Here is a 25028-nt window from a genome sequence, read left to right as displayed (position 1 = left end):
TAGGTAAAATTAAGCGTTTAACGATGCCATATCAATAACAAAGCGGTATCGTACGTCTGACTTTTCCATACGCTCGTATGCAGTGTTAATTTCGTCAATGTTGATCATTTCGCACTCAGGTAGCACGTTATTTTCACCACAAAAGTCGAGCATTTGTTGCGTCTGTGCAATACCACCAATAAGTGAGCCTGCAATACGACGGCGACCCATTAATAATGGCACCGTGCTTAGCTCATCTACAGGACCAACTTGGCCTACGATAACTAAAGTACCATCTACATCAAGTAGTGGTGTGTAAATAGATAAATCATGTTTTACAGGTACCGTATCTATAATGACGTCAAAGGCAGATTGCGAGTCTTTCATTTCGTCATCATTAGATGACACTAAGTAATGCTGAGCACCCAATTTAACCGCATCATCTTTTTTAGACTCACTACGGCCAATTACCGTAACGCTTGCGCCCATTGCAACTGCATTTTTAACGGCCATATGGCCAAGTCCGCCTAGACCAACAACACCAACACGGCTACCTTTTTTTACGCCCCATTTATGAAGTGGCGAGTAAGTAGTAATACCTGCACAAAGTAGCGGTGCTACGCGAGAAAGGTCTAAATTTTCTGGTACGGAAAGTACGAATTCTTCGCGTACAACAACATGTTTAGAATACCCACCTTGGGTCATTTCACCACTAATGCGGTCTTTGCCTGCGTAAGTACCAATCATACCTTCGCGGCAAAATTGCTCTTCATCGTTATCACATTGATCGCAGCTTTGGCACGAATCAACCATACAACCAACAGCAACCGTGTCGCCTTGCTTGTATTTTTTAACGTCGCTACCTACCGACATAACTTTACCAACAATTTCATGCCCAGGTACTAATGGGTAGTCACTGCCACCCCAATCATTTCGTACGGCGTGTAAATCTGAATGGCACACACCACAGTATAAAATTTCAATTTCTACATCGTTATTTCGTAAATCGCGGCGCTCAAAAGAAAACTCTGTCAATTCAGAACCTTGGCTTTTTGCTGCATATCCTACTGTTTTCATAATAACTCCATAGTGGTTAAAAATTTAAATCATCAACAGCATAGTACATAGCCTGTGAATAGAACCTGACAATATAAAATAGGCACAAAAAAAGCCCAAACAGTGTTTGGGCTTAATCGTTAGGACTAGGGAGCTAAATTTAATTATTTTGCAAGTAAGCTGTTTAATTCATTAATAATTGAATGAATGCGCTCTGCATTTTTTCCTAAATCACTACGCCCTACTCGCGACTTACTACGAATATCAACAAAACGTTGGCTGCCTTCATCTTTAATACGAATTACCACATCGTCTTTAAAACCAAACCACGTTGTTGTATCGGTAGCTTCCACAATACCTGTAGCCGTATTTGCACTTACCAATGCAAAGCCAAGATTTTTAACTGCTTGTTCGCTTGCTGTCATTAAATCGGCTTTAGATTGTGCAAAGCTTATCGTTACCAGCTCCGGGTATGCTTTGCGTTGCTGTACTGCCGTTTCTTCACCCGCGTATTCTACTGGGTTAGATGCATTTGCACGTAGTGGTGCAATTGCTACAAATTTTGGTGGATTAACTAAATCAGTTGAAATGTCATGAATTGCCGGTACACCTTCAGCCTTGTTCATCATATTAAGTGGCATAGCAATAGCCACAACCGAAAATACAAGTGCAATAACACCACTGCTTAGCGTTAACGTTTTACGCATAAATAACGCTTGTACTATAAGTAGCACCAATGCAGCGCCACCAGCATAAACGCCAAATTTAAACCCCGTAAACGCAACACCTAATTCTACAATACCAAATTTATACAAAGGCCCTGGCAGTATGACGAGTAAAAAAGCGATTAAACTAACTAAGCTCACTAAAACTTTCATTTTATGATTCCTATATTGTGTGTGATTTTTATTATTAAAACAGATAAGCACTATTAACCAGTAGCTTATACTACTAACAAGTGCTTTTAGATTACTATTAGCGACTAATTACACAAAAAAGTCCAATGTTGTGTGATCAAAGTTACTCAAGTTTGGAAAAATATCAACAAGTTCAGAGCTTGGCACACCAAACCACTGAGCCAATGTGGCAAAGTACTGCTCATTAGCAACACTTGGAATTAAACGCCCGCCACCGGTATCTTGTGGGCCATCCAAATGTTGAGTTAGTAGCTCGCCATATATATTGCCGCCTTTTACTGCGCCGCCCATTACTATTTGGTTTCCTGCCCAACCATGGTCAGTGCCATCGCCATTTGAGGTCAACGTGCGACCAAAATCAGACATAGTAAACGCAGTCACTTTATCTGCCATATCAAGCTCTTTCATCGCGCTATCAAATTCACTTAACCCTTGAGCTAACGTATTTAATAAAGCTGGGTGCGTTGTTAATTGGTTATCGTGCGTATCATACCCCCCCATGGAAACAAAAAACACTTGGCGCTGAGTGCTCAATTTTGCCTGTACGCTAATTGTTTTAGCGACTGCTGCAAATTGCTCACTAAGACTATTATCGCTAAATGGGGTAATAAGTGCAGGCGCGCTTTCTAACGCGCTGTTCATTGCTTGAGTGTTATTTATCGCACTTGTTAAGCCATTGGCATAAGCTGTACTTAACGGATGGCTCGTATTGCCTAGTAAGCGGTTCATAATAGAAGTTACGTGCTCGCTACGAGGTTGATACCCTCCAAACGCGTTAATACTACTAATGCCACTTTTGTTAAGCGCAAATGCATTGCTAGCACTTCCCGTTTGCCATAAATTAGTACCGTCGAGTGATACATTAGCTGCAAACTCATCTTGTAGCTCTAAACGTTCTAAAAGTCGTGCGCCCCAACCACTATTAAGTGATTGTTTTTCTCGACCATACATCCATGCAGCTTGCTGATCGTTATGCGAGAACAAATGCTTAGGCAAACCTATTGTTTTATTTTTATAGTCACTCAATGTTGTGGGAGCGAGTAAAGTACCTACCCCACCTATAAATGCTAAATTTTGAGATTCAAACACATTTTGTATAGGTTCAAGTGAGGGATGAATACCGACTCCACCGGCAAACTGGCTTTTAATACTTAACTCAAGTGGGCTCTCTACAGCCAGGTTCTGCCTACTTTTCTCGTAAACACTACGTTGTTCGCCTTCAAGCGGAACTAGCATATTTAACGAATCATTCCCTCCATATAAATACACACACACTAATGCTTTGTAATCTCCTAGCTCAACTGCATTAGTCGCTCCAGTTAATGCTTGTAATTGCAGGCTCGTTAACGCGGCAGCCGATACACTGCCTTTTACACATAACGACAAAAACTCTCTTCTATTAATGCTCATTATGCGCTCCTAATACTGCACGTTAAATTCAGGTGAAATAGCAATCATATATAATAAATACGAAACCCGTTCACGGTATTGCTCTTCATTAAAATAGGCATCTAAATCAAGTAACGCTTGGCGCGTGTCACTGCTCATTGCGCCTGCAAAATATAACGTGTTGTACTGAGCTAATAGCGCGCTAACACCGTTTTTCTCTAAAAAATTCATGTCGTCTTGAACATAAATATAAATACTATTTGAATTTAAATCACTGCGCGCTTCTGCGGTACTCCAAACTAAACTTGCGTAAAGCGCGTTCATGGTACCAATCAGTGTTGCGTCGTTTGCTATTTGTAATTCTGGTGCAACAATACCTTCATTTCGCAAAGCTGCGGTTTGATAATCAGGCCTAAAAAAGTTAAATACCGAAGCCGATTGCATGGGTCCTTGTCCGTAGCTATTTATTAAATTCCATGTTTTATAATAACCCGCTGGCGATTTAGCATCGAGATTTCGCCAAAACTGTACAGTTTTTAAAATAGGCTCTTTAATTTTACCTTGGTAATTAAGCACTGAGCCAAAATGCCGCGCTTCATCATCTAAATATATAGCCTTTACTACAGCCGCTAAATCGCCGCGTACACCGGCGCCATTATCAATAAATACATTAGCTACTCGTTCAACGTATTGGGGGGTTGGATTTGACGTAATTAATCGCTGAATAAGCTGTTTGCTAATAAACGGCGCAACATTTTGATGGTTAAATAAGTTATCGAGGGCTATTTGCAATGACTCTTCTGCTGCATAACCTTGTGGTATAACCTCACCGTTTAGTAAGGTTTTTTGTTTACTAGAGTGGTACTCGTCAAATGCTTCCATTGGCTTAATATAGTCACGACTTTTACGCTTAAATGTTTCACTATCGGCAAACGTCCAACCTGTAAATACGCGTGCAAAACCCTCTATTTCTACCTGTCCGTAAGTGGCAATAGTATTACCTTGTGCATCAAGCTTGGCGCTGCCATCTAGATTTAGTTCTTCAAGGCCAATAGTAAATAACTGCATTACTTCACGTGCGTAATTTTCGTCTGGGCGAATATTAAGTGTATCGTCTGCTTTTTCGTTACCCAAATGGCTTAAGTAAGTCCCCATAATAGGCGAAAGCGTCACATCTTCAAGTAAGTCACGATAATTACCAAAGGCATGCTTTAGTAATAAATCGTAATAAGTGATCATGCCCTCAGGTTGGCCTCTTAAGGCACTATTTTCATCCGACACCACTAATATTTCACTTAACGCAAACGCAACACGTTGACGAAGTTGATCGTCACTTTGCATTACTGCTTTCCACCATGCATCTATGCGGCTTATGTATTTAAAGTCGTCATCGTCATTTAGCTTTACTAAATAATCACGGTGATAATTAATAGATAGCGCTATTTGTTTATCAAGCCATTGCTGCTCGCTTAAACCTTGTGCGTTTTGTATTTCACTAAGCTTAGGCCCCATTGTTGCTTGGTGTAGTAACCGTGCGGCGCTAATCTCATCCATATTATTGCGCGCTATAAAGCTCAGCGTTTTTACACTGCTTGCCCCTTCGTTATCGGTTGCTGTGACCGAAAAAGCGTAATTAACAGGCTTATAACTTTGCGCATTTAGCAGTGTTACTGAGGTGGTTACTGCCTCTAAAGGCCCGCTAATTAGTTCAGGCCCTTGCGTTTGTTGCCATACAACCGATGTAATAGTGCCGTCTTTATCACTGGCTGTTGCTGTTAGCTCAATTGTTTGGCCTTTACTTAATTCACTAGGAATATCAGCGACTGACAAAATGGGGATTTTATTTCCGTTAACGGTTGGCGTATCATCTGAGCCTGAACCACCGCAAGCGCTTAGTATAAAAACAGTGCTTGCGATCAGAGCAAATTTATAATGCATGTAAAGTCGTCATCATTTGTTAATTAAAGTACGTTAGTGTGTACCGAGTTTGATGCATTTATTGAAACACAAAATTTACAATTTAACTCTTTATTTTTTGTAACCGAATCATGAACGCCCCATTAATAATGCACTAGCTGCAGGGGTAAACAGCCAGAGCTTTATTATTTATGAAAACAGAAATTCGCTATTGTTTTGAATCTTCACAAGTTGCTAACCGGTTTTTACACGAGCTGAAAGATTGGCCGGTTAACGATGTAAAAACACGACTTTTTAATGGCGGCGATAGTGTAAAAGTAACATACGAATACGACGAAAGTGGTTTTGATTACACTTGCGCCGAACTTGATGACCTAGCACAAGGCCATGGCGGGAAAGAGGTTTAACAGGCAGTAACATAAAAGTAGCGCCTATTCTTATAATAAAAGCCAAGATCATGCCGATACTCTGCATTTAGCTGTATAGGGTGCTTTACAAAAATTAACTACCATAAAAAATAGCTATGTATGAATAGCCTTACTGTATAAAAGCGCCATTGGTACAGTGCTTCAATGGCGTAAAATTATATTTTTAGATAGAAAAAAACTGAAACTATTTCGCTACCGAAACTTTCGATGAAGATGAACTCGCAAGATCCAGTACTTCATAATAATTTAAGCCATCAATTTTTTTACCAATAATAAAGTAATTCATTTCGTTCATCATGGTCGGGTCGCCCAAAACATCTTCTGCGCTTTGCACCTCAGAAAATTGAATTGTAATTAAGGCGCCTATAAAGCGCATTAAATCTTGAGATTTTAATGTCTTTAAAACTTTATTAACTCCCGCCTGAGTTGACTCAGGTGTAGAGCCATCAAATCTAAAATCACTTTTTGTACTAGCGCATGCACTAAGCATTAATATTGATAGTGCGATAAGTAAATGTTTCATATATATCCTTATTTGTTATTCGTGATACTTGCGGATCATCGCCACCTTGCCGTTTTCAATTTCAATCACTTCCATCATTGTGGAGGTGTATTCTATTGGCTGCTTACTTTGCGGGTGAATGCCCTTTGCATGACTCTTATAACGAATAGCAAAGCCTGTATCATTAAACACAAATGTATTAAGCAGTGTGCTTTCAAACAACGTGTGCGCACCTAAGTAAAAACTCATACCTTTGCGCATCTGCTCTTTGCCATCAGGAGTACGTAAGTCATCCGGTTGATACGGAATATGCTGATTACCAATATCATCGGTTAACAATGCAAGATAAGCCTCAAGCTCTTTAATACCTGCGTTAGGTGCTTGTGTGGCGGTCATTGTTTTATGGTACTGCTGCGCAAACGCGTTTAAGTCGAGTGGCTTTTCAGCATACGCCGAAAAAGCAGTTACTAGAGCCAAGCCTAACGTTAAAAGTAACCTCATTGACTATTCCCTGTAGCTAAAAATATTTTATAGGTACATTACATTAGTAAGTTCAATAATCAAACAAAATCAGTTTTAAGTGAATTATCACCTACATTTTGCTCTTTACTCTGTTGGTTGCAACGCTGTTGGCAGGATCGTCTGGCCAAAAATGTTTAGGGTAGCGGCCTTTCATTTCCTTTTGCACGTCGCGGTAACTGCTAGCCCAAAAGTGCGCTAAATCTTGAGTAAGTTGCAGTGAGCGTTTACCCGGCGATAGCAACTCCATAAGCAGTGGCAATTTACCGTTGGCAAGCATAGGCGTACTGGTCAAGCCGTAAACTTCTTGCATACGCACGCTTAGCTTTGCGGGGCCGTCAAGTTGGTATTCTATTTTTATATTTGAGCCACTGGGCACTGTTAAGCGCAGTGGTAACAGTGCTTTTAAAGCTGTTTGGTGTTGCCAATCAAAACAGTTTTGTAATGCCTCAAGGTAGTTAAACTTTTTAAGCTGTGTGAGGGTTTTAATATCTTCTAAAAACACGCCTAGCCACTGCGCTGCATTTTGAATAAGTTGTTGCTCATTTATTTGTGGGAATTTATCAGGCATTAAATTACTTGCTAAGCTCATACGTATCAGCAATTGCTGCGCATCAGGTTGCTCGTTAAATAATGCAAAGCCATGTTTAGCAAATAAGCTAAGCCACGCTTTAGCACGCTCGCCCTTATCTAATTTTTGTTTACTAGGCTGGCTGGTGAGCGTTATAGCACCAAGCTTTACTTCATCTTGATGAATAAAACGTGCTGATTTTTCGTCAAACTCACAGCGAGTAAGTTCACTAAATAAATGCGGTAAAAATTCTTGTAACTCAAATGGGTTAAGCGCGGTGGCAGCAAATATACGCCCTCCTTTGTGCCCGCCCATGGTTGCTATAGCTAAGTAATCGTCGTTGTGCCAGTAATCGGCATTTAACTCAGCACCTGCACCGTTGGCAAGTAGGTAACCATTACCGCGTTTTTTAGCAATACGATCTGGGTATGCCAATGCCACTAGCAAACTAATATAATGCGTATTTAATTCGCTGTTTTCGTCTTTTACTTTTAAGCGGCTTTGCCAATATTTTAACTGTTGTTTAAATACCGGATGCGGACGTTGCTGTTGGCTATGCAGCGCTAAACTCAACTCGTTTGGACTATTTACTCGGCTCTCAAGTAATGCCACTAAATAAATAGCAAGGCGATAAGTACCAGGGAGTTGGTCATCAAGTATTTGGGCTTTTAGTAGCATATGCGCCAAACGAATATCAGCACCAAAACCTAACATTTTACTGCCAAGCGGTGTGAGCTTACCTTTGCTATCAATAGCTTCTAGCATGTTAAGCAGGTTACTTGCCTGCTCGCATTGTTGCTCAGTGGGCTTATCGAGCAAGGTTAGCTCATCAATACTGGCTCCCCATTGCTTTGCCTCAAGCATAAGTTGGCTTATGTCTGATGTGAGTATTTCGGGATTGTCGTGGCTATTACGTCGTTCAAAAGTTTGCTTTGAGCCAATTCGATAAACAATGCCCGGCTCTATTCGCCCTGCACGCCCTGCACGCTGCACAGCAGATGAGCGCGATATACTTTGTGTTGTGAGCTCAGTAACCCCTGTTTTTAAATTAAAGGTCGCTGCACGGCGCTTGCCGCTGTCAATTACAATGCGTATACCTTCAATAGTTAAACTGGTTTCGGCTACATTGGTGGTAAGCACTACTTTGCGCATGCCATTTGGCGCGGGAGCAATAGCGGCTTGCTGATTGGATTTATCTTGCTCGCCAAATAGCGTTGCGACTATAAAGTTACTGGATAGATCGCTCAGTGCTTGTTGCACACGTAGTATCTCAAATTGCCCAGGTAAAAATACCAATGTGCTACCTGTTTGCTCATTAAGTGCTTGTTTTATTATGCTAGGAATTGCATCAAGCCAGCGGCTTTCATCTTTTATGGGTATGTATACTTCGTCTATTGGGTAGCTACGACCGCTCGATTGAATTACAGGGCAGTCAAAAAACGCTGTATAACGCTCAGTATCAAGAGTTGCCGACATAAGCATTATGGTTAAATCTTCGCGCAGTGCACTTTGGGTCTCGAGCGCAAAGGCAAGTGAGGTATCGGCTGCAATTGAACGCTCATGAAATTCATCAAATATCAGTAAATCTATATCGCTTAATTCAGGGTCGTTTTGCAGCATGCGTGTAAGCATACCTTCGGTGACTATTTCGAGGCGCGTATTAGCGCTTACTTTACTCTCGCCCCTAATCCGCAAACCTACACTTTGCCCAACACTTTCGTTTTGGCACTTTGCTAAGTAACTGGCAATATTACGCGCGGCTAAACGGCGTGGCTCTAGCATTACAATACGTTTAAAATGCCCGTCGCGCATTAGTTGCAGCGGCAACCACGTAGATTTACCCGCACCAGGTGGCGCTTGTAATAACGTAATAGGATTACTTTGCAATGTAGTAACGAGTTGTTGATATATGTCTTGAACCGGCAGCACAGCTATTTACTCTAAATTACTTTGCAGGCATTGTAACAAAAAAAGGTATCAGTAGAGGGGGAATAAATTAAAACAAGCTAGTATAAAATGACTCTAAACTATTTGTAAAGTTGACGGATATAAGCTTGGCTAACCATCTCATCCAATACTTTCTCTTCTTGTTTATTAGCATAGGTTTGTTTAATCGAAACTCTATTTTTTACTATTCCTTCAATTCCTTTATTGAAGGTCATTTGCTTTAAACAAGCTTGTTGCTGTCGCAGCTCATCCTGTTGAGAATCCTTCAAGCGTGTACTTTGTTGATTAGACAAACCACTAAGGATCCCTTTCATTCCAGATAGGTTTTGTAAACTAATAGCTGATTTCATCTGCCTGCTTTTGTCCATACTATTAATATGCAATTGCAGTTGAGCTAAACGTTGCTGTTCTTCTAAACTTTTTAACTGCAATTGAGTTTGTTTAGCGAGCATAAGATCGAGTTTATCTTTTTGTATAACTAGGTACTTATTTAACATTCAACTTACTCATCACTTCATTTAATTGTATGCATGATTGAACAAAATCTACTTTTTCATTAAGACCTTGGCACAAAAATGATTCAATTTCAGGGTAAAGTGCAACAGCACTATCAAGCTCAGGATCTTTACCCGCTTGATAAGCACCCAGTGGAATTAGCTCATGCACTTGCATATACCGACTGTATAATTTTTTTAACTTATAGCAGTATTCAAGTTGTTCTGGTGTAACAATATTGGGCATAACACGGCTAATAGATGCCCCTATATTTATTGCTGGGTAATGACCTTTTTCAGCTAATGTTCGATCAAGCACTATATGGCCGTCGAGTATTGCGCGAGCATTATCGGCAATTGGATCTTGTTGATCATCTCCCTCAGCAAGTACGGTATAAATCGCCGTCATTGACCCTTTGCTTTTTTCGCTATTACCTGAGCTCTCAACAAGTTGTGTAAGCTTGCTAAATACTGAAGGTGGATAACCTTTTGAAGCTGGTAATTCACCTACTGATAAACCAATCTCACGTTGAGCCTGTGCATACCTCGTTAGAGAATCCATTAACAACAATACATTTAAATCTTTATCTCTAAAAAAAGCAGCAAGACGATGACTTAATTCTGCAGCTTTAATACGCAATAAAGGCGAATCATCCGCTGGGGAAGCAATAACAATCGCCTTTTTTAAGCCTTCTTTACCTAAACTTTGTTCAATGAACTCTTTAACTTCCCAGCCACGCTCACCAACAAGGCTCACGATAACAACATCAGCCGATGTATATCGTGTCATCATACCTAAAAGCTTACTTTTACCAACACCAGAGCCTGCAAATAAACCTAACCGCTGCCCTTTTCCAACACTAAATAAACTATTTATTGCTCTTATGCCAACATCTAAAGGCTCGGTTACACCTTTACGCTCTAAGGGTGTTAGTGAATAATCTTTCGGTAATTTAGATAAATTAACGGTCTCGTCTTTATCTAAATCGCCTAAGTTGTCGATTGGTTGCATTTGCGCATCAACAACACGGCCAAGTAGCTTTTCAGAAATAGCGACTGTAGAAACTTTAGCAGCAGGACGTACTCGCCCCCCAGAGCATAAATTTTGCGCCTTTTTCAAAGGCATCAAGTACGCTTCGTCTTGGTGAAAACCAATAACCTCTGCGTCATACCAAACCCCATCCACGCTCTCAACTTGGTACTTTTCACCAATAGCAAATTGGCCGCCTGTGGCAGTTAAAGTTAAACCATTAACTCGAATGAGGCGACCATAGCTTTGAATCAAAGGGGGTGCTGTGAGTATATTTAAGGCTGATTTTAAACGGGAATTTAAATCACTGTTCATCTGAATCATTTCTTAATATTTCAGGGATAATAGTATCGAGCAAACTTTGTAAACGCTGAGAAAAAGAAAAACTATGTGTTTGTTGTTCAGCAATTAACTCAACGTCTCCAGAGATAAGTTCATCATCAAATTGAATCGGTATTGCAAAGTTTTTTAATACAGCTGAATCTAACCATTCTTTATCCGCTGAAGAAAAAATGATCTTTGTGACAACATCTCTATCTGAAAGAAGTTCTATCGCTTTTTCTACTAATCCCAACCTTATTTCAGGCTGTATTTTAAGCTCATTATCAATGACAAACTCAGCCAGCTTAGTAATTATTTGAGTAATGTCATTTTTTAAATCAGTAGAAAGTGCCAATAGTTCGTTATTAGTTTTTTCAAAAATCACATTAAAATGATCTACTAATATTTTTTTTTCAGACTCTAGGCGTTCATTGACCGAGGTTTCAACCTTAGTCTCAACTTGTTGTTCCAAATTATTTTGCTTATCTAACGCGCCTTGCTCGAGCCCTTTTTCATATCCACTTTGCCAACCCGCACGTTCAGCAGCTTCCAAACGCTCATGGAGGTTTTTTTGCTGCTCTATTTTGTTTAAAACAGGAAAACGAAATGTTTCAGTCATAATTATCCTGCTGTTTCTTCTTGATACAAGCGGTATTCTATTTCCCCTCGCTTAGTCATATCTCTTACTATTGACATGATCTCTTTTCGGGCTGCTCTAACTTTGCTTACAGGCTGAGATGTCAAACCTTCAATCTGCTGCTGGTAAACTTGAGCCAGTCGCTTAGGTAATGAACCTAAAACTCTCTCAAGAAGCTCACTCTCAGCACCTTTTAGTGACATAACCCATAACTCATCCGGAATATCATTTAACAACTGAGTTAATGTCTCATCTGTTTGTTTCGCCAAACTATCGAAGTCATACATTTTCTCTTGAACTTCGTCAGCAACAGTACTGTTGTGCTTTTTCATCATTTCGATAATTTGACTCTTATTACCGTTATAACGATTCATAATTTCAACAGCTTTATCTACGCCGTTAACTTGAGCTCCAACTTGGCGCCCAACGAATTCAATACATGCCTCTAGAGTTAAACGAACATCATCAATTACATGCTCGCTAACTTCCCTTAAGCTGGCAATCCTATAAAGTAAATCGTCATGCTTCGATTCAGGGAATAAAGCGATAATGGCAGATGCTTGCTCTGGCGGTAAAAAAGCTAAAAATAAAGCCTGCATTTGTACATGCTCTTGTTCAAGAAAACGAACAATAAGCTCAGGAGGGATCCACTCTAGACGACGTAAATCATCGTTCATAGCTCCACCATAAATATCATCAAGCATTGTTTTTGCTAATTTCCTACCTACAGCTTTATCTAATGCTTTTTCTAGATAAGCTCTAGATGCGCCATTAACACCACTTTCATTTCGGTAGCAATCAAAAAACTCACCTAAGGTAGAGGCAACTTCTTTTTGAGTAACGTTAGAAATTTTAGCCATTCTTTCTGAGATAGCCTGAACTTCCCTGCGACCTAGCTTGCGAATAACACTGGCTGCATTTTCTTCGCCCATGCTTAACAATAAAATTGCAGCTCTGTCTAATGCCGGTAACGGTGTTACCTTATCAAGCTTTTCTTGATTCAATTTCAACCCCTTGCTCTACCCAATATTTTATCACTGATGTTACACGCTCTGTCTCTCTACTCGCTAAAAGCTGCATGTGAGCAATCTGCTCTTCAAAATCATTACCTATTTGAGGAAGTGATATTGCCGAGTGTTCAACGCTTGCATCTTTTGAGCCTAAACTATTTACTTTTGCACTAGAGCTAATTGCATCATCTAGTGGAGTACTTTGTCTGTCTGTAACATCGTTAGGTCTAACATTATTTGAGTCTTGAGTTGACGCTGCTAATTCAGATGCACTCTTTCCTTTAATCAAGTGGTTAACTAAAGGACGAACACCAAATAGAATAAGTAAAATACTAATTAATGTACCGAAAATATAGCGAGCATATTCTCTGAATTCCGGCATTTGCCACCATTCAAGCCCTTCACCAGGGGCTAATACTTTTTCTTGCACAAACGCAAAGCTAGTTATATTAAACTGATCCCCTCTAGCCTCGTTATAACCAGTAGCCTTTTTAACCATTTCACCTAATGATGCTAAACGTTCATCTGTCCAACCTGCATCTTCTAGAGATGCACCTTCATTAATAAGTACAGACAAGCTCATCGATTTAACTCGACCTACTTCAAATTGTGTATGAGTAACAGAACGTCCATTTTCAAATTGTCGATTACTCTCACTTCTTTGTGAAGTTCGCTCATTATCCTCTCCCTCTACTTGCGCATTTGGCACAGGAGGCTCATTTGCCAGAGAGCCAGGAATACCAGCTGCAAATTGGTCTAAGGTAGTATCTGACTTTACAAATTCTTGTTTTAACACATTTTGAGGATCGACGAGCTCTTTTGTTTCCTCTACTACACTAAAATCTACATCTGTGGAAACTTGAATTCTAAAGTTATTCTCACCCAATATAGGCAACAACATTATTGATGCTCTTTGCTCAATATTTCGCTCAACCTTCTGCGTAAATGCTAACTTTTTATCTGTTTCTTTACCAACTGGAGTGTTATCAAATAAATCTCCACTTAATAGTTCACCTCGTTGGTCTACTACAGAAACGGATTTAGGTTCTAAACCAGGAACACTGCCAATAACTAAGGCAATAATAGCTTCGACTTGACCAGGTTTTAACTCATGCCCCGGTGCCAAATCAACCATCACAGACGCTGCAGTTTTTTGTTCGGTACGACCGACAAATAGACTACGTTTAGGGACGGCCAAATGTATTCTAGCGTTTCGGACACCTTGCATATTAATGATTGTTCGAGCGAGTTCCCCCTCTAATGCATGCTGATACTGCATTGATTCTATAAACTGACTAGTTCCCATTGAAACTTTATCACTAATGTTTTCCATACCTTCTGGCATAGAAGCTTTTATACCTCTTGCAGCAAGAGTAATTCTTGCATCAGCCAACTTTTCTTGTGGAACTAAAATATTGCCGCTATCGGTATCAATTCGAAATGTTATTTCTTCAGTATCTAAAATCTCAAGAATATTAGCTTTATCATAACTCTCTTGGTTACCGTAAAGAGGTACGTAATTTTTTGCTGATGTCCATAATATTAATACGATTGTCGCTGCTACAAGCGTTGCTAATAATGCTATTGTTGCAATACTTCTATCACTACCAGCATTGAAGTTTAATTTATTAGAGAAGTTCACGACTTTTTCTTTTAGCTTCATGTCGTTGTTATCTAATTCTGGAACTTTAGTTAATTCGCCCTTCATCATCAGCCTCTAGAGTGACATTCGCATTACATCATCAATACCATTGAGCACTTTATTTCGCATTTCCATAAGCATCGAAAAGCTTAAGCTTGCTTTTTGACTTGCGATCATAGCACCAACAACATCTTCACTTTGTCCCGTATCAACGGCTTTCATCATATCTCCAGCAATATTTTGCTGTTCATTTATGGAACGAACTACATACTTAAAATCTTCACCTATATTTACATTTTCATTAGGAATTATATTAGGCTCAATTCGATCAGATGCAGCTAACTGCTGCATTTCCATCATTTTACCAAGCATCAATCGTTGACTTTCAATTGGGGACATTAGGGTTTCCTTTAAATTATGCTATTGCATCTATATCAATGCCGTATTCACGCATAGCGGCAAGTTTGTATCTTAATGCTCGAGTACTCACTCCAAGCGCTTCAGCTGTTTGAGTTCTATGTCCTTTAAAGCGACTTAGTAAACTATAAATATAATCAAATTCAGCTTGTTTCTTATTTTCTTTCAATTGAGATGAGCAAAAGGTAGCTGCCGCAGGTAAACAGTTAGGCAGATTGAGATCATCAGATTGAATCTCTGCACCACGAGCCATGACAAGCGCTCTTTGCATAACATTTTCAAGCTCTCGTACGTTTCCAGGCCAGTTGTAACAAAGCATAAGGTCTTCAGCTTGTTTACTAATATGATACTCAGATGAACCGTATTTCTTAATGAAATAATGAGCCAAAGGTAAAATATCATCTGTTCTATCACGAAGTGCTGGCCAACTAAGTGGCAATACATCTAATCGATAAAATAAATCTTCTCTGAAATACCCTTTTTCTACTTGCTCTCTTAGTACTTTATTAGAAGCAGCAATAATCCGTATATCTAGATTGATTTTTTGATGACTACCTAATCTTTCAACTTCACGTTCTTGTAAAACACGCAGTAACTTCGCCTGTAAATCAAGTGGTAGCTCAGTTATTTCATCAAGTAATATTGTTCCTCCATTTGCAAGTTCAAACTTACCTTCTTGGGAGTTAACGGCTCCTGTAAATGCGCCTTTATTATGTCCAAATAATATTGCCTCAAGCATATTTTCAGGTATTGCAGCACAATTGACCGCTACAAAAGGTTTATCTTTACGTTCAGAAGCTTTATGAATGAAATGAGCTAACTTTTCCTTACCCGTGCCTGATTCCCCGCTAATTAACACACTTGCTGATGTTTGTGCAGCCCGGTTAGCTAAGCGCAAAACTTGCTGTGACTTAGTCGATACAGCAATTAAATCTTCAACGCCGTTCTTCATTGAATTAGCATTACGAATAGTATTTTTTAGCTGTTGCTCAAAAAAAGGCTTTAATAAATAATCAACTGCGCCACCAATATTTATAGTCTTTGACGCAATTTGACTCTGCGAAGAATCAACAAGTGAGACTACTTGAGTAATCGGACACGTTTTGCGGATAAGCTTAATTAATTCAACTAATTCAATGTTTTTAATATCCGCATCAACAAAAATAAGCTCTGGTTTAATACTAATACAATGGCTTACTGCTTCAGCAATAGAATTGGTATGCAAAAATTTGAAGTTTTCAGATATAACTATTTCTATAAACTCAATATCCGGCTGCTGTTCACTTATCCATAAAAGGTACTTTTGGCTCATTTTATCCCCTACAAAACACATTAATTTGAATGTCGAAACAAACGAATCAAAACACGACGATTGGACGCTAGTCCTTTTTCTGAATTTTCGACAATAGGATAACGTTGACCATGAGCTCGCACTTCTAACATACCTTTAGGCAAACCAAATTCGACTAATCTTGAAGCTACATCATCTGCCCTTTCTTTCGAAAGCAGACGATTTGCTAAAGGAGAACCTACATTATCAGTGTGCCCATCAACCATGACTTTAGTTACACCTTTATCTAGCGAAACATAACGGACAAGATCTTTCAAAAAGTCTAAATCGTCCTGTTGATAAACCGTACGTTTACCTGTTTTAAAGTGAATTTCATGATCTCTTGCCTGCTTCCATGACAAAGGAGATAGATTAGTTAAACAATGTTGATATTGCTTAATAACATCACTACTGAAAATGTTTGTAAATGTCAGGCGTAATTGTTCATCTCCAAAACCTATAATACTATCAAGCCAACCACCTTGTTTTATTACTCTTAGTAAGGTGCTTTCATTAATATCAAATGTAGCTGTATTATTTGCAATATCCGAAGTGAATAAATTAAGTTGCGGAGGGGAAATACTTTTCGACTGCCAATCAGCTTTCTTAGAGTGGACTTGAACATCAGTTACAGTTTTATCTGGTATTAGCCATTTAAGAACTAATTTTTGGGGTTCTGCAGGAACGCGAATAATTTCTAACGATGCGTAGCTGTCAAAATTTTGACTCAACCGACAAGAAAAAGAACTTTCTTGTGTAGACCATAAACCTTTTTCATAAGCTTGAGTAAAAACCTGTTCTTTTGCTGTTGCATCATTAATTGTAAAAATTAAAAACAGACAACAAACTAAAAGTTTAATTGATGTGAAAATATAACTCATGAGTATTCCATACAACCTTGAATAGACCAACTAGGTCCTATTTAATATAAACAGCGAAATGTATAAAAATACATTTATAGTATTAAACGATGTCGCTAAGTTAATGTAGCCTCACGATCTTAGTTATCCCTTAGACTGGTAGCTTTGCGTCCTACACTTTCGTGAAGCTTGCCATTTAATTTACTTTAACTTTACTTTTATTACTTTTATTTTTTAAAAAGTGATAATTCACAACATGAAAAGTAACCCATATGGACTACTTTATTTTCAAGGTTATAGTTAATTAGAACCAAATGCAACTATAATTGCATTTAGTTCATCACTTATTCAGCATAACTAATAAACGAGATTAACCTAATGACCCGAGAACATTAACTCTCACAAAGTCTGGAATTTCGTTATAAGAAAGAACAACTAAGCCACCTTTTGTAAAACTCTTTGCATACCGAGCAAGCAAAGGCCTCAACTGAGGAATAACGATTAAAACGGGAGTCACCCCCCTTGTTTTCATGTCATCAACAAGTAAGGGCATCATCCGTTGAAATTGCCCTAATAAATTAGGATCAACAGGAAAGCTATCTAATGCCACTTTTCCTGCCTGCATCGCTTGATCTAGTGAACTTTGCATTGTACTTTCAAGCTTTTCATCAAGACTGTAAGCGGCAAGCTCTTCTTTATTACCCATCACCTGTTTTACTAATACATTTTGTAATGCGCAACGAACATCAGAAACCAATAAAATAGGGTCTTTTGTTACTTCAACACTATCAATTAAAGTTCCTGCTATAGTTACAATGTCTTTGATACTAATATGTTCTCGCAGTAATAACCGAATAACTTTCAGCTGTAAGTTAGTCGATAATGATTTTTCAAAAGTTTCAGCCAGACTAGGTGAAATTTCTTTCAATCTATCATTTAATCTCTGAACATCTTCGTAACTAAACAGCTCATCTAAGTGTTCTTTAATAATCTTACCAGTATGAGTAGCAATTACCGTACCAAGATCTACAACTGAATAACCCATATTTAAAGCTTTAGCTTTGCTATCGTCTTTAATCCAAACTGCTTCTAGTCCGTAAGCCGGATCGGTTGTAATTTCTCCGTCTAGAGTTCCATAAACATCTCCGGTGTTTAAAGCGAGTAGTTCTTTGGCATTTAAAAAACCGTTTGCAACGGGAACGCCTGTTAGATTAACTTTATATTCTTGAGGATTTAGCTTTAAATTATCTTTAATTCGGATTTCAGGTAATAAAAACCCTAATTGCTCTGACAGGTTTTTTCTTACACCTCGCAGAGTTTTAACCAGTTCCTCGCCTTTATTTTTATCAGCTAAATAAACAAGCCTGAACCCTAACTCCACTGACAATTTATCGACATGAGAAATATCTCCCCACTCTAAGCTAGCTTGCTGCTCACTTAAAATAGAGTCAGTTATTTGTTCAGCTTCGAGCAGTTCTGTTGTGGGGAGTGACCTTTGTAATCGCCAAGAAACGTAGAGTAAGGGAATTGCAAAACCCAAAAACGCCACAGTAGGCATGCCTGGTACAATGCCCAGGACTACCATAATTAAAGCTGCGGTAAAAATAACTCGTGGAGATGCAAGCAGTTGTTTACCAACTGTTTCACTCATATCCCCTTCATCGTTCATTCGCGTAACAATGATAGCCGCCGCTACAGCAAGTAAAAGTGAAGGAATTTGTGCTACAAGGCCATCACCAATAGTAAGTAATGCAAAGCGCTGAAAAGCTTCAGCTAAACTAAGACCATGCTGGAATGCACCAATAGAAACACCACCCAGTAAATTAATTACTAGGATGATTAAGCCTGCAATAGCATCTCCTCGAACAAACTTTGACGCACCATCCATAGATCCGTAAAAATCGGCCTCTTGGGCAATTGTTGCTCGTCTTTCTTTTGCTTGCTCTGGACCTATTAAACCTGCATTCAAATCTGCATCTATTGCCATTTGTTTACCTGGCATTGCATCTAATGTAAAGCGAGCTGCAACTTCAGATATTCGTTCTCCACCTTTTGTTATTACTACAAAGTTAATTACCATTAATATAATAAAAACAACAATACCAACAACATAATTGCCACCTATTACAACTTCACCAAAAGCTTGAATAACCCGGCCAGCTACGTCAGAACCTTCATGTCCATGTAATAACACAACTCGAGTTGAGGCTATGTTTAAGGTTAGCCTCATTAGGGTGGCAACAAGTAAAATAGTAGGGAATACAGAGAAATCTAATGGTTTCTTTGAGGATACGGCTACCAGAAGAACAATAACTGATAGAACAATATTGAATGTAAATAATGCATCTAATAGCCATGCTGGCAATGGTAAAATAACCATTGATAGTATAGCCAAAAGTATTAAAGGAATGGCTGTATAAGGCCGAGTAAAACTGCGCCAGTTCAAATTAAGACTCCAACATCTAAGATTTTTGTAAATTTTTAGGGATTTTTAATTCAGGTAATGGGGCCGGAGGCTGCCCACGACCTTGCTTATAAGCCTTTAGCTGCATAACATAAGTTAAAACGTACGCTACAGCTGTATATAAACCATTTGGAACTTCTTGGTCAATTCTGGTAGAAAAATATATCGCCCGAGCAAGAGCCGGAAGCTCTATGATTTCTTTATTATTTTGACGTCCTACCTCTCTAATGCGTAATGCCATTTCATCAACTCCTTTTGCAACAACATAAGGAGCTTTAGCTGCTCCTTCACTATATTTAATTGCAACAGCATAATGAGTTGGATTAGTAACAATCACATCGGCAGTAGGAACTCGTTCTTCAATTTTTCGATTTGCTTGCTGATATTGAATTTGTCTTATTTTGTTTTTAATTTCTGGACTACCATCAGAAGACTTCCTCTCTTCTTTTACTTCTTGATGCGTCATTTTTATTTTTTTAGAGATTTGATGTTGCTGAAAAGGAACATCAATTACGGCAATAAATAACAATAATGTCACTGTAACCATTAATGACAAAAAGAGTAATTCAATACCTTGTCCTATAGCGACTTTAATGTCTAAGCTTTGCAAAAACATTAGTTGCCCCCATAGTTTGGTTAAAAATACATATAAACAAATCGCTAATAAGCTGATTTTTAGAATAGATTTAACCAGTTCTACTAATGACTGTGTCCCAAACATTTTACCTAAACCTTTTAACGGGTTTAGCTTACTAAACTTAGGGGATACTGATTTCATTGAAAAAACGAAGCCGCCCGGCAAAATCCCTGTAATCCACATAGCTAAAAATAATAAAAACAAAAATGGTGTTAAAGTTGAGATCATATCCATTACAGCCCTACCCATGGCAATAGGCATCATTTTAGTATTATTTATAATATTGTGATCGAGCTGCATACTCGTATTCATCAAATTTACAAATAATGTATAAAATAAATTTGAAAACCAGAGTAAACCTGAAATACCAACCATCAACAGTATGGCCGTATTCAGCTCTTTAGAACGAGCTACCTGACCATCTTCTTTGGCCTTTTTTAACCTTTTCTCTGTGGGTTGTTCTGTTTTTTCTTGGGAGCTATTTTCAGACATAAATTATTGCATCGCTTGTGAAAAAACAGTGAGTACATGATACGCCAAGGAAGAGAAAGCACTTCCCATATATTCTAACGTCATAAACACACAAAAAAATCCCATCAAAAGGGACATAGGAAAACCCAATACAAATATATTAAGTGACGGGGCCGCTCTACTAGCAACACCAAATGTAAGGTTGACCAATAACATGGCTATAATACCGGGTAGCGAAAGAAGCAATGCAGAGGAGAACATCCAAGTAAATAGCATTACTATTGACTGGATATTAAATTCATAAATGCTCCTCCCAATTGGGAAAACATTAAAGCTTTCGACCATTACATTTAGAGTAATTAAGTGACCATCGACAGCAAAAAATAATAATGCCCCCATAATCCAAAATAACTGCCCTAGTAATGCAACCTGGTTTCCACTTCCTGGGTCCATCACCAATGCCATAGATAAGCCCATCTGCATTGATAATATAAGCCCAATGATCGCCATAACCTCAAATAGCATTCGCAGTGAAAGCCCCATCATTACGCCAAAAATAATTTGTTCCGCTGTTAAAATAACAGCATCCAAAGAAAATATATCAACTGCGGGGGCAAGGGGTAATTGTGGAGCAACCAAAAAAGCAAGCATCATCGAAAGGAGTATTCGTGAGCGCGGCGTCACTGCTGGATTATCAAAAACAGGCATGGACCATAATAGTGCAGAAAAGCGCACAAAAGGCCACCATACCATGCCTATCCAACTAACTAAATCACCCGCAGTAAGCGATATTAACGAACTCACCCGAAGACTCCGGGAATCATAAATTTGAGTTTATCAAACCAATCAACAAGTATTTGAAGCATCCAGTGCCCTGCAAAAACTACCATTAATAGAGTTAGTAACATTCTTGGTAAAAAAGTCAGTGTTTGTTCTTGTATAGAGGTCGCACCTTGTATTATTGCTACAACAATACCTAAAATCAGCCCCGGTACAATTAAAACTAAAATCAATTTAATAATTGTATAAACTGCAGAAGCAATAAGCTCTACAGCCATTTCTGGACTCATGGCGACATACCAAAGGTGGCTGCTAGCGTACCTGCAACCATTGACCAACCATCCGCTAAAACAAACACCATAAGTTTAAAAGGTAAACTTATGATTAAGGGTGACAACATCATCATACCCATTGACATCAACACACTACTTACAACTAAATCAATGATCAAAAAAGGAATAAATAACATAAAACCTATTTGAAAGGCTGTTGTTAACTCACTAAGTACAAACGCTGGCATTAATACTTCAAAAGGGATCTCTTGGGCAGTTAATGTTGTTGGTTCGTTTGCAATTAATAAAACCTGTCTAAGTTCGCTTTCTCTAGTTTGTCTTAACATAAAAGTACGAAGTGGTTTTTCAGCCCTCGCTAGTGCTTCTTCTAAGCCAATAGTTTCAGCTTGAAATGGCTTATACGCATTTTGATACATATCTTGCCAAACAGGTCTCATTATTAACATCGTCAACATTAACGATATTCCAATTAGAATCTTATTCGGCGGACTTTGTTGAAGCCCCATAGCTTGTCTTAAAATTGCTAATACAATAATAATTCGAGTAAATGAAGTAAGTACCATCAATAAAGCAGGGATCAAGCTCAATACCGTCATAAGTAACAAAATCTGCAACTTAACGTTATAGTCTTGGCCTTGCGCAGTATCTTTTAAAGAAAATAGCGTAAGTTCTTCGGCATTTAACCAGCCTGGTATTAAAAGTAAGATTAAAAGTAAACCAGTCTTAAAAATTACGCTTTTATTCATTTCTTATGCTTCCTCTTGCTCAGGAGCATCTTCTTTTATAAATTTAAGCGCATACTTGCCTTCAGCCATAATAACTTCAGCTTTAGCAAAGAAAACCCCATTAACTTTAACATCTAAAGGCTCGCCAGCAACTTTGTCAAGTCGCAAAACATCACCGTCTTTAGCTTGGCTTAACTCACCCAGTGTAATTTCTGTGCTAGCAACTTCTAAAGTAACTAATAAAGGAACATCTTGGAAAAATGACATATTTTCAGCATTACCTTGCGCAACTGATTTATTTTCAAACTCATCCATTCCATCTAAGTCTAAGCCAGCTAAGGCACTATCAAGATTTTCATTCATAATTTATATTACTCGTTTCTTTATTTGTTAATTCTGTTATTTGAAATGCTAAGCCTGAGTCTTGCTCTACCACTTGACCTTTAAATATATTTTTCTTACCTAATTTAAACAATGCAAGTTCATTGAGCTCTATAGGCAAAAGTTCTCCATCCATACATTTCTTTAATTGCTTAAGAGTTACTTTCTTGTTTGCCATCTCAATTTTTCCTTGTACAGAAAACTGTGGCCAAGCGTTCATTGATATGTTTTCAGGTGAAGTACTTTTATCTTTAATATTCTGTTTATTTTCACTAAAAAAAGATATAGGCAACCAAAGAAACCAGCTGATAACTTCGTTTTCTAAAATAAAACGAACTTTAAAAGCTATATAGTTTAATGGGTTTGGGTGTTTTTCATATTTTTGCACTTCGCCTAGTAAAGCTGAGCGCTCTCTAAATAGTAATTTCTGCAGCCCCTGAACTTGCCTTTGCAATAAGCGGCAACAAATTCTATTTTCTGTAGAGCTCAACTCAGCAGGAAGCTCAACTGACTCATCAGCTGAAGGATTTAAGCTATTAAACTGCCCACCAAGACATAAATCTGCCGTCTTATGAGCGCTTTTATAGTCAAGCGCTAAGTAAGCTGAGTCCTCATCAGGAACAAATAAAGGGCATTCAATAAAAATACGTGGCGACTCTTTAAACCAGCTTTCAATTACACCTTTACTACATTGGGTAATATCAATATCAAACCGCGTATCGTTGAAAAGTTGGGCGAGTTCTAGCTCGAAAACTTTTCGCATATTAACTTTTATTTCATCAGCTTTTTTTATTGCATGATCTAAAGTACGCTGCTCTATTGTAAGAGGAAAAGCGGTAAAGCTCCCTGCATCTTTAGCTTTAATTAACTTAGGCCTAACATTTGACTTTTTATGCATACAAAAGCTTTCCCCAGTTTAGTTTCATCATTTCTTTCCTTGCTCTTTTCTATACTGAGCTTGTTGCTGTAATCTTTTCACAATAGCGCTTCGTTTTGATTCATTTTTAGATGTCCATTCAACCCCTAAAAACATTAGCTTCTCATTAACTTGGCGGCGGTACATCACCTTTCCCGCTAATCGGCTATATTCATCGAATACAACAGTAAGTGTATTGGGTATTGTCTTTTCTGCGGGTACTAATATACCTACTCCACCAACACTTATATCTTTGGCAACGGCATGGCAAATCGAAATATCAATGAAAAAATTGCGTAATAACTGGACACCAACTCCACCTCGTTGAATAGCTTCTGGTTCATAGTTGTCTTTAGGATTTAAATTCCAACGTTTATAATTGCGTTTTGTTTCAATTTGGCTACTCATAACCACCTTCTAGGCGTAATACAGGTTTATTAGCAGTAGCTGCTTTAACTGATTTATTTACAGGACTCTCAATGTTGTTGTCATTAAATAATGCATTAAGCTTTTCTTCTGCATCTTTAGTTAAAATCAACAACTCTACTCGTCGGTTCTCACTAGCTAATAGGTTATCTTTATTGAGGGGACGATTTGAAGAAAATGCATTTACTTGTAATACACTTTTAGTGGGCATCCCTCCTGCAGTCATTATTTTCCTTGCTTGCTGCGCTCTTTCACCAGATAGGTCCCAGTTTCTTGAGCTGCCATCTTTAAAAGCACTTGCGTCACTGTGTCCTGAAATAATTATTTTATTGTCAATATCACGAAATAACCCACCAAGATGTAAAAATAAATCTTCAAAAAAAGGTGTCATATCATTTTTAGAACGTTCAAACATTTTATGACTATCATTATCTCTAATAATGACCCTCAATCCCGATGGGACCTCTTCCACTAATAAGTTATTTTTTAACAAATCTTCTTTCGATAAATCTTGAAAGCTTTTCAATAATAAACTTAGCTCAGACGACGCTTTAAAGTCGCTATCAATCACCGAGTTAAGTTTATCACCTTTACCTGCTTTAGGGTCTATATCGCCCTTGGGAACTTGTAAAAATTCACTCATTCCTGGTTTAGGAGAGTCCGGAGGTACATCTCCTGATTCTAAGTGTTTTATTACTGACGGCGAACCGCCTAAATCAACAGGAAAAGGACTGTTTTGAGGGTCAAAAATAGCAGGCCCACCATCAAACACTGAATGAGTCCTCATATAATGAGCTATTTCAACACGCTCAGATTCATTCGTAATAGCCATAATCCACAACACCATAAAAAAGGCCATCATAGCTAATGTAAAGTCGGCAAAAGCAACTTTCCAAGCACCGCCATGCGCTGCATGCTTTACTTTTCTGCGTCCTTTTTTTATTATTATTTCATTAGTTTTTTCCATAA

At 38.4% G+C, this 25028-nt stretch carries 25 protein-coding genes and 1 riboswitch; of the genes, 1 reads left to right on the top strand and 24 read right to left on the bottom strand.

Annotated features, from left to right (window positions below; genetic code table 11):
* Positions 1 to 9 precede the first annotated feature (9 nt).
* From I6F40_RS06705 to I6F40_RS06690, 4 genes are all read right to left on the bottom strand, one after another.
* Positions 10 to 1056 (bottom strand): NAD(P)-dependent alcohol dehydrogenase, encoded by a 1047-nt coding sequence (locus I6F40_RS06705; RefSeq protein WP_007581239.1) that lies wholly within the window; start codon positions 1054 to 1056, stop codon positions 10 to 12.
* 143 nt (positions 1057 to 1199) lie between these two features.
* Positions 1200 to 1913, bottom strand: a complete 714-nt coding sequence (locus tag I6F40_RS06700; RefSeq protein ID WP_166378710.1) for a DUF1499 domain-containing protein — start codon at positions 1911 to 1913, stop codon at positions 1200 to 1202.
* A 108-nt stretch (positions 1914 to 2021) separates the two neighbouring features.
* Complete coding sequence (locus I6F40_RS06695; RefSeq protein ID WP_166378712.1) at positions 2022 to 3362, bottom strand: DUF1501 domain-containing protein; 1341 nt, start codon at positions 3360 to 3362, stop codon at positions 2022 to 2024.
* Positions 3363 to 3371: 9 nt separating this feature from the next.
* A complete protein-coding gene (locus tag I6F40_RS06690) occupies positions 3372 to 5279 on the bottom strand; it encodes a DUF1800 domain-containing protein (protein ID WP_166378714.1) in 1908 nt (635 codons plus the stop codon).
* 170 nt (positions 5280 to 5449) lie between these two features.
* Here I6F40_RS06690 and I6F40_RS06685 point away from each other — a divergent pair, with 170 nt between their 5' ends.
* Positions 5450 to 5665 carry a hypothetical protein gene (locus I6F40_RS06685; protein ID WP_166378716.1) on the top strand — a complete coding sequence of 72 codons (216 nt, stop codon included), beginning with the start codon at positions 5450 to 5452 and terminating at the stop codon, positions 5663 to 5665.
* 205 nt (positions 5666 to 5870) lie between these two features.
* Here I6F40_RS06685 and I6F40_RS06680 read toward each other — a convergent pair whose 3' ends face one another.
* From I6F40_RS06680 to I6F40_RS06585, 20 genes are all read right to left on the bottom strand, one after another.
* Complete coding sequence (locus tag I6F40_RS06680) at positions 5871 to 6209, bottom strand: hypothetical protein (protein ID WP_166378718.1); 339 nt, start codon at positions 6207 to 6209, stop codon at positions 5871 to 5873.
* Between the two features lie 15 nt (positions 6210 to 6224).
* Entirely contained in the window at positions 6225 to 6689 is a 465-nt protein-coding gene (locus I6F40_RS06675) for a nuclear transport factor 2 family protein (protein WP_024589261.1), read from the bottom strand.
* Positions 6690 to 6780: 91 nt separating this feature from the next.
* On the bottom strand, positions 6781 to 9207 hold the full coding sequence (hrpB, locus tag I6F40_RS06670; protein WP_166378720.1) for an ATP-dependent helicase HrpB: 2427 nt from the start codon (positions 9205 to 9207) through the stop codon (positions 6781 to 6783).
* Between the two features lie 98 nt (positions 9208 to 9305).
* Entirely contained in the window at positions 9306 to 9722 is a 417-nt protein-coding gene (locus tag I6F40_RS06665; RefSeq protein ID WP_166378722.1) for a hypothetical protein, read from the bottom strand.
* On the bottom strand, positions 9712 to 11064 hold the full coding sequence (locus I6F40_RS06660) for a FliI/YscN family ATPase (protein ID WP_166378724.1): 1353 nt from the start codon (positions 11062 to 11064) through the stop codon (positions 9712 to 9714). The genes I6F40_RS06665 and I6F40_RS06660 overlap by 11 nt, the downstream gene beginning before the upstream one ends.
* On the bottom strand, positions 11054 to 11689 hold the full coding sequence (locus I6F40_RS06655; protein WP_166378726.1) for a FliH/SctL family protein: 636 nt from the start codon (positions 11687 to 11689) through the stop codon (positions 11054 to 11056). Before I6F40_RS06655 ends, I6F40_RS06660 begins: the two co-directional genes overlap by 11 nt.
* Before the next feature lie 2 nt (positions 11690 to 11691).
* A complete protein-coding gene (locus I6F40_RS06650; RefSeq protein ID WP_166378728.1) occupies positions 11692 to 12711 on the bottom strand; it encodes a FliG C-terminal domain-containing protein in 1020 nt (339 codons plus the stop codon).
* Positions 12692 to 14425, bottom strand: coding sequence for a flagellar basal-body MS-ring/collar protein FliF (gene fliF, locus I6F40_RS06645; RefSeq protein ID WP_166378730.1), 1734 nt, complete (start codon positions 14423 to 14425; stop codon positions 12692 to 12694). The genes I6F40_RS06650 and fliF overlap by 20 nt, the downstream gene beginning before the upstream one ends.
* Before the next feature lie 9 nt (positions 14426 to 14434).
* Complete coding sequence (locus tag I6F40_RS06640; protein WP_166378732.1) at positions 14435 to 14758, bottom strand: flagellar hook-basal body complex protein FliE; 324 nt, start codon at positions 14756 to 14758, stop codon at positions 14435 to 14437.
* A 16-nt stretch (positions 14759 to 14774) separates the two neighbouring features.
* Positions 14775 to 16088 (bottom strand): sigma-54 interaction domain-containing protein, encoded by a 1314-nt coding sequence (locus tag I6F40_RS06635; RefSeq protein WP_166378734.1) that lies wholly within the window; start codon positions 16086 to 16088, stop codon positions 14775 to 14777.
* A 20-nt stretch (positions 16089 to 16108) separates the two neighbouring features.
* Positions 16109 to 16987, bottom strand: a complete 879-nt coding sequence (locus tag I6F40_RS06630; RefSeq protein ID WP_166378736.1) for an OmpA family protein — start codon at positions 16985 to 16987, stop codon at positions 16109 to 16111.
* Positions 16988 to 17088: 101 nt separating this feature from the next.
* A riboswitch (cyclic di-GMP riboswitch) is annotated at positions 17089 to 17170 on the bottom strand.
* A gap of 166 nt (positions 17171 to 17336) precedes the next feature.
* Positions 17337 to 19412: a flagellar biosynthesis protein FlhA gene (gene flhA / locus I6F40_RS06625; RefSeq protein ID WP_197192686.1), complete on the bottom strand. Its 2076-nt coding sequence runs from the start codon at positions 19410 to 19412 to the stop codon at positions 17337 to 17339.
* A 16-nt stretch (positions 19413 to 19428) separates the two neighbouring features.
* Positions 19429 to 20559 carry a flagellar biosynthesis protein FlhB gene (gene flhB / locus I6F40_RS06620; protein WP_166378740.1) on the bottom strand — a complete coding sequence of 377 codons (1131 nt, stop codon included), beginning with the start codon at positions 20557 to 20559 and terminating at the stop codon, positions 19429 to 19431.
* 3 nt (positions 20560 to 20562) lie between these two features.
* Positions 20563 to 21342, bottom strand: a complete 780-nt coding sequence (gene fliR / locus I6F40_RS06615) for a flagellar biosynthetic protein FliR (protein ID WP_197192685.1) — start codon at positions 21340 to 21342, stop codon at positions 20563 to 20565.
* Positions 21339 to 21608, bottom strand: coding sequence for a flagellar biosynthetic protein FliQ (locus I6F40_RS06610; RefSeq protein ID WP_166378744.1), 270 nt, complete (start codon positions 21606 to 21608; stop codon positions 21339 to 21341). Before I6F40_RS06610 ends, fliR begins: the two co-directional genes overlap by 4 nt.
* Positions 21605 to 22357, bottom strand: coding sequence for a flagellar type III secretion system pore protein FliP (fliP, locus tag I6F40_RS06605; protein ID WP_166378746.1), 753 nt, complete (start codon positions 22355 to 22357; stop codon positions 21605 to 21607). Before fliP ends, I6F40_RS06610 begins: the two co-directional genes overlap by 4 nt.
* Positions 22358 to 22360: 3 nt before the next feature.
* Positions 22361 to 22699, bottom strand: coding sequence for a FliM/FliN family flagellar motor switch protein (locus I6F40_RS06600; protein ID WP_166378748.1), 339 nt, complete (start codon positions 22697 to 22699; stop codon positions 22361 to 22363).
* Positions 22692 to 23615 carry a FliM/FliN family flagellar motor switch protein gene (locus I6F40_RS06595; protein WP_166378750.1) on the bottom strand — a complete coding sequence of 308 codons (924 nt, stop codon included), beginning with the start codon at positions 23613 to 23615 and terminating at the stop codon, positions 22692 to 22694. Before I6F40_RS06595 ends, I6F40_RS06600 begins: the two co-directional genes overlap by 8 nt.
* 27 nt (positions 23616 to 23642) lie before the next feature.
* Positions 23643 to 24041: a PilZ domain-containing protein gene (locus I6F40_RS06590; protein ID WP_166378752.1), complete on the bottom strand. Its 399-nt coding sequence runs from the start codon at positions 24039 to 24041 to the stop codon at positions 23643 to 23645.
* Positions 24034 to 25026 (bottom strand): flagellar motor protein MotB, encoded by a 993-nt coding sequence (locus I6F40_RS06585; protein ID WP_166378754.1) that lies wholly within the window; start codon positions 25024 to 25026, stop codon positions 24034 to 24036. The genes I6F40_RS06590 and I6F40_RS06585 overlap by 8 nt, the downstream gene beginning before the upstream one ends.
* Positions 25027 to 25028 lie beyond the last annotated feature (2 nt).

It is taken from the genome of Pseudoalteromonas sp. SWXJ133, from assembly GCF_015864365.1.
In the GTDB taxonomy this organism is placed as follows: domain Bacteria; phylum Pseudomonadota; class Gammaproteobacteria; order Enterobacterales; family Alteromonadaceae; genus Pseudoalteromonas; species Pseudoalteromonas arctica.
Note: the sequence above shows the minus strand (reverse complement) of the source record. Positions and strands in the feature narration are given on the sequence as shown.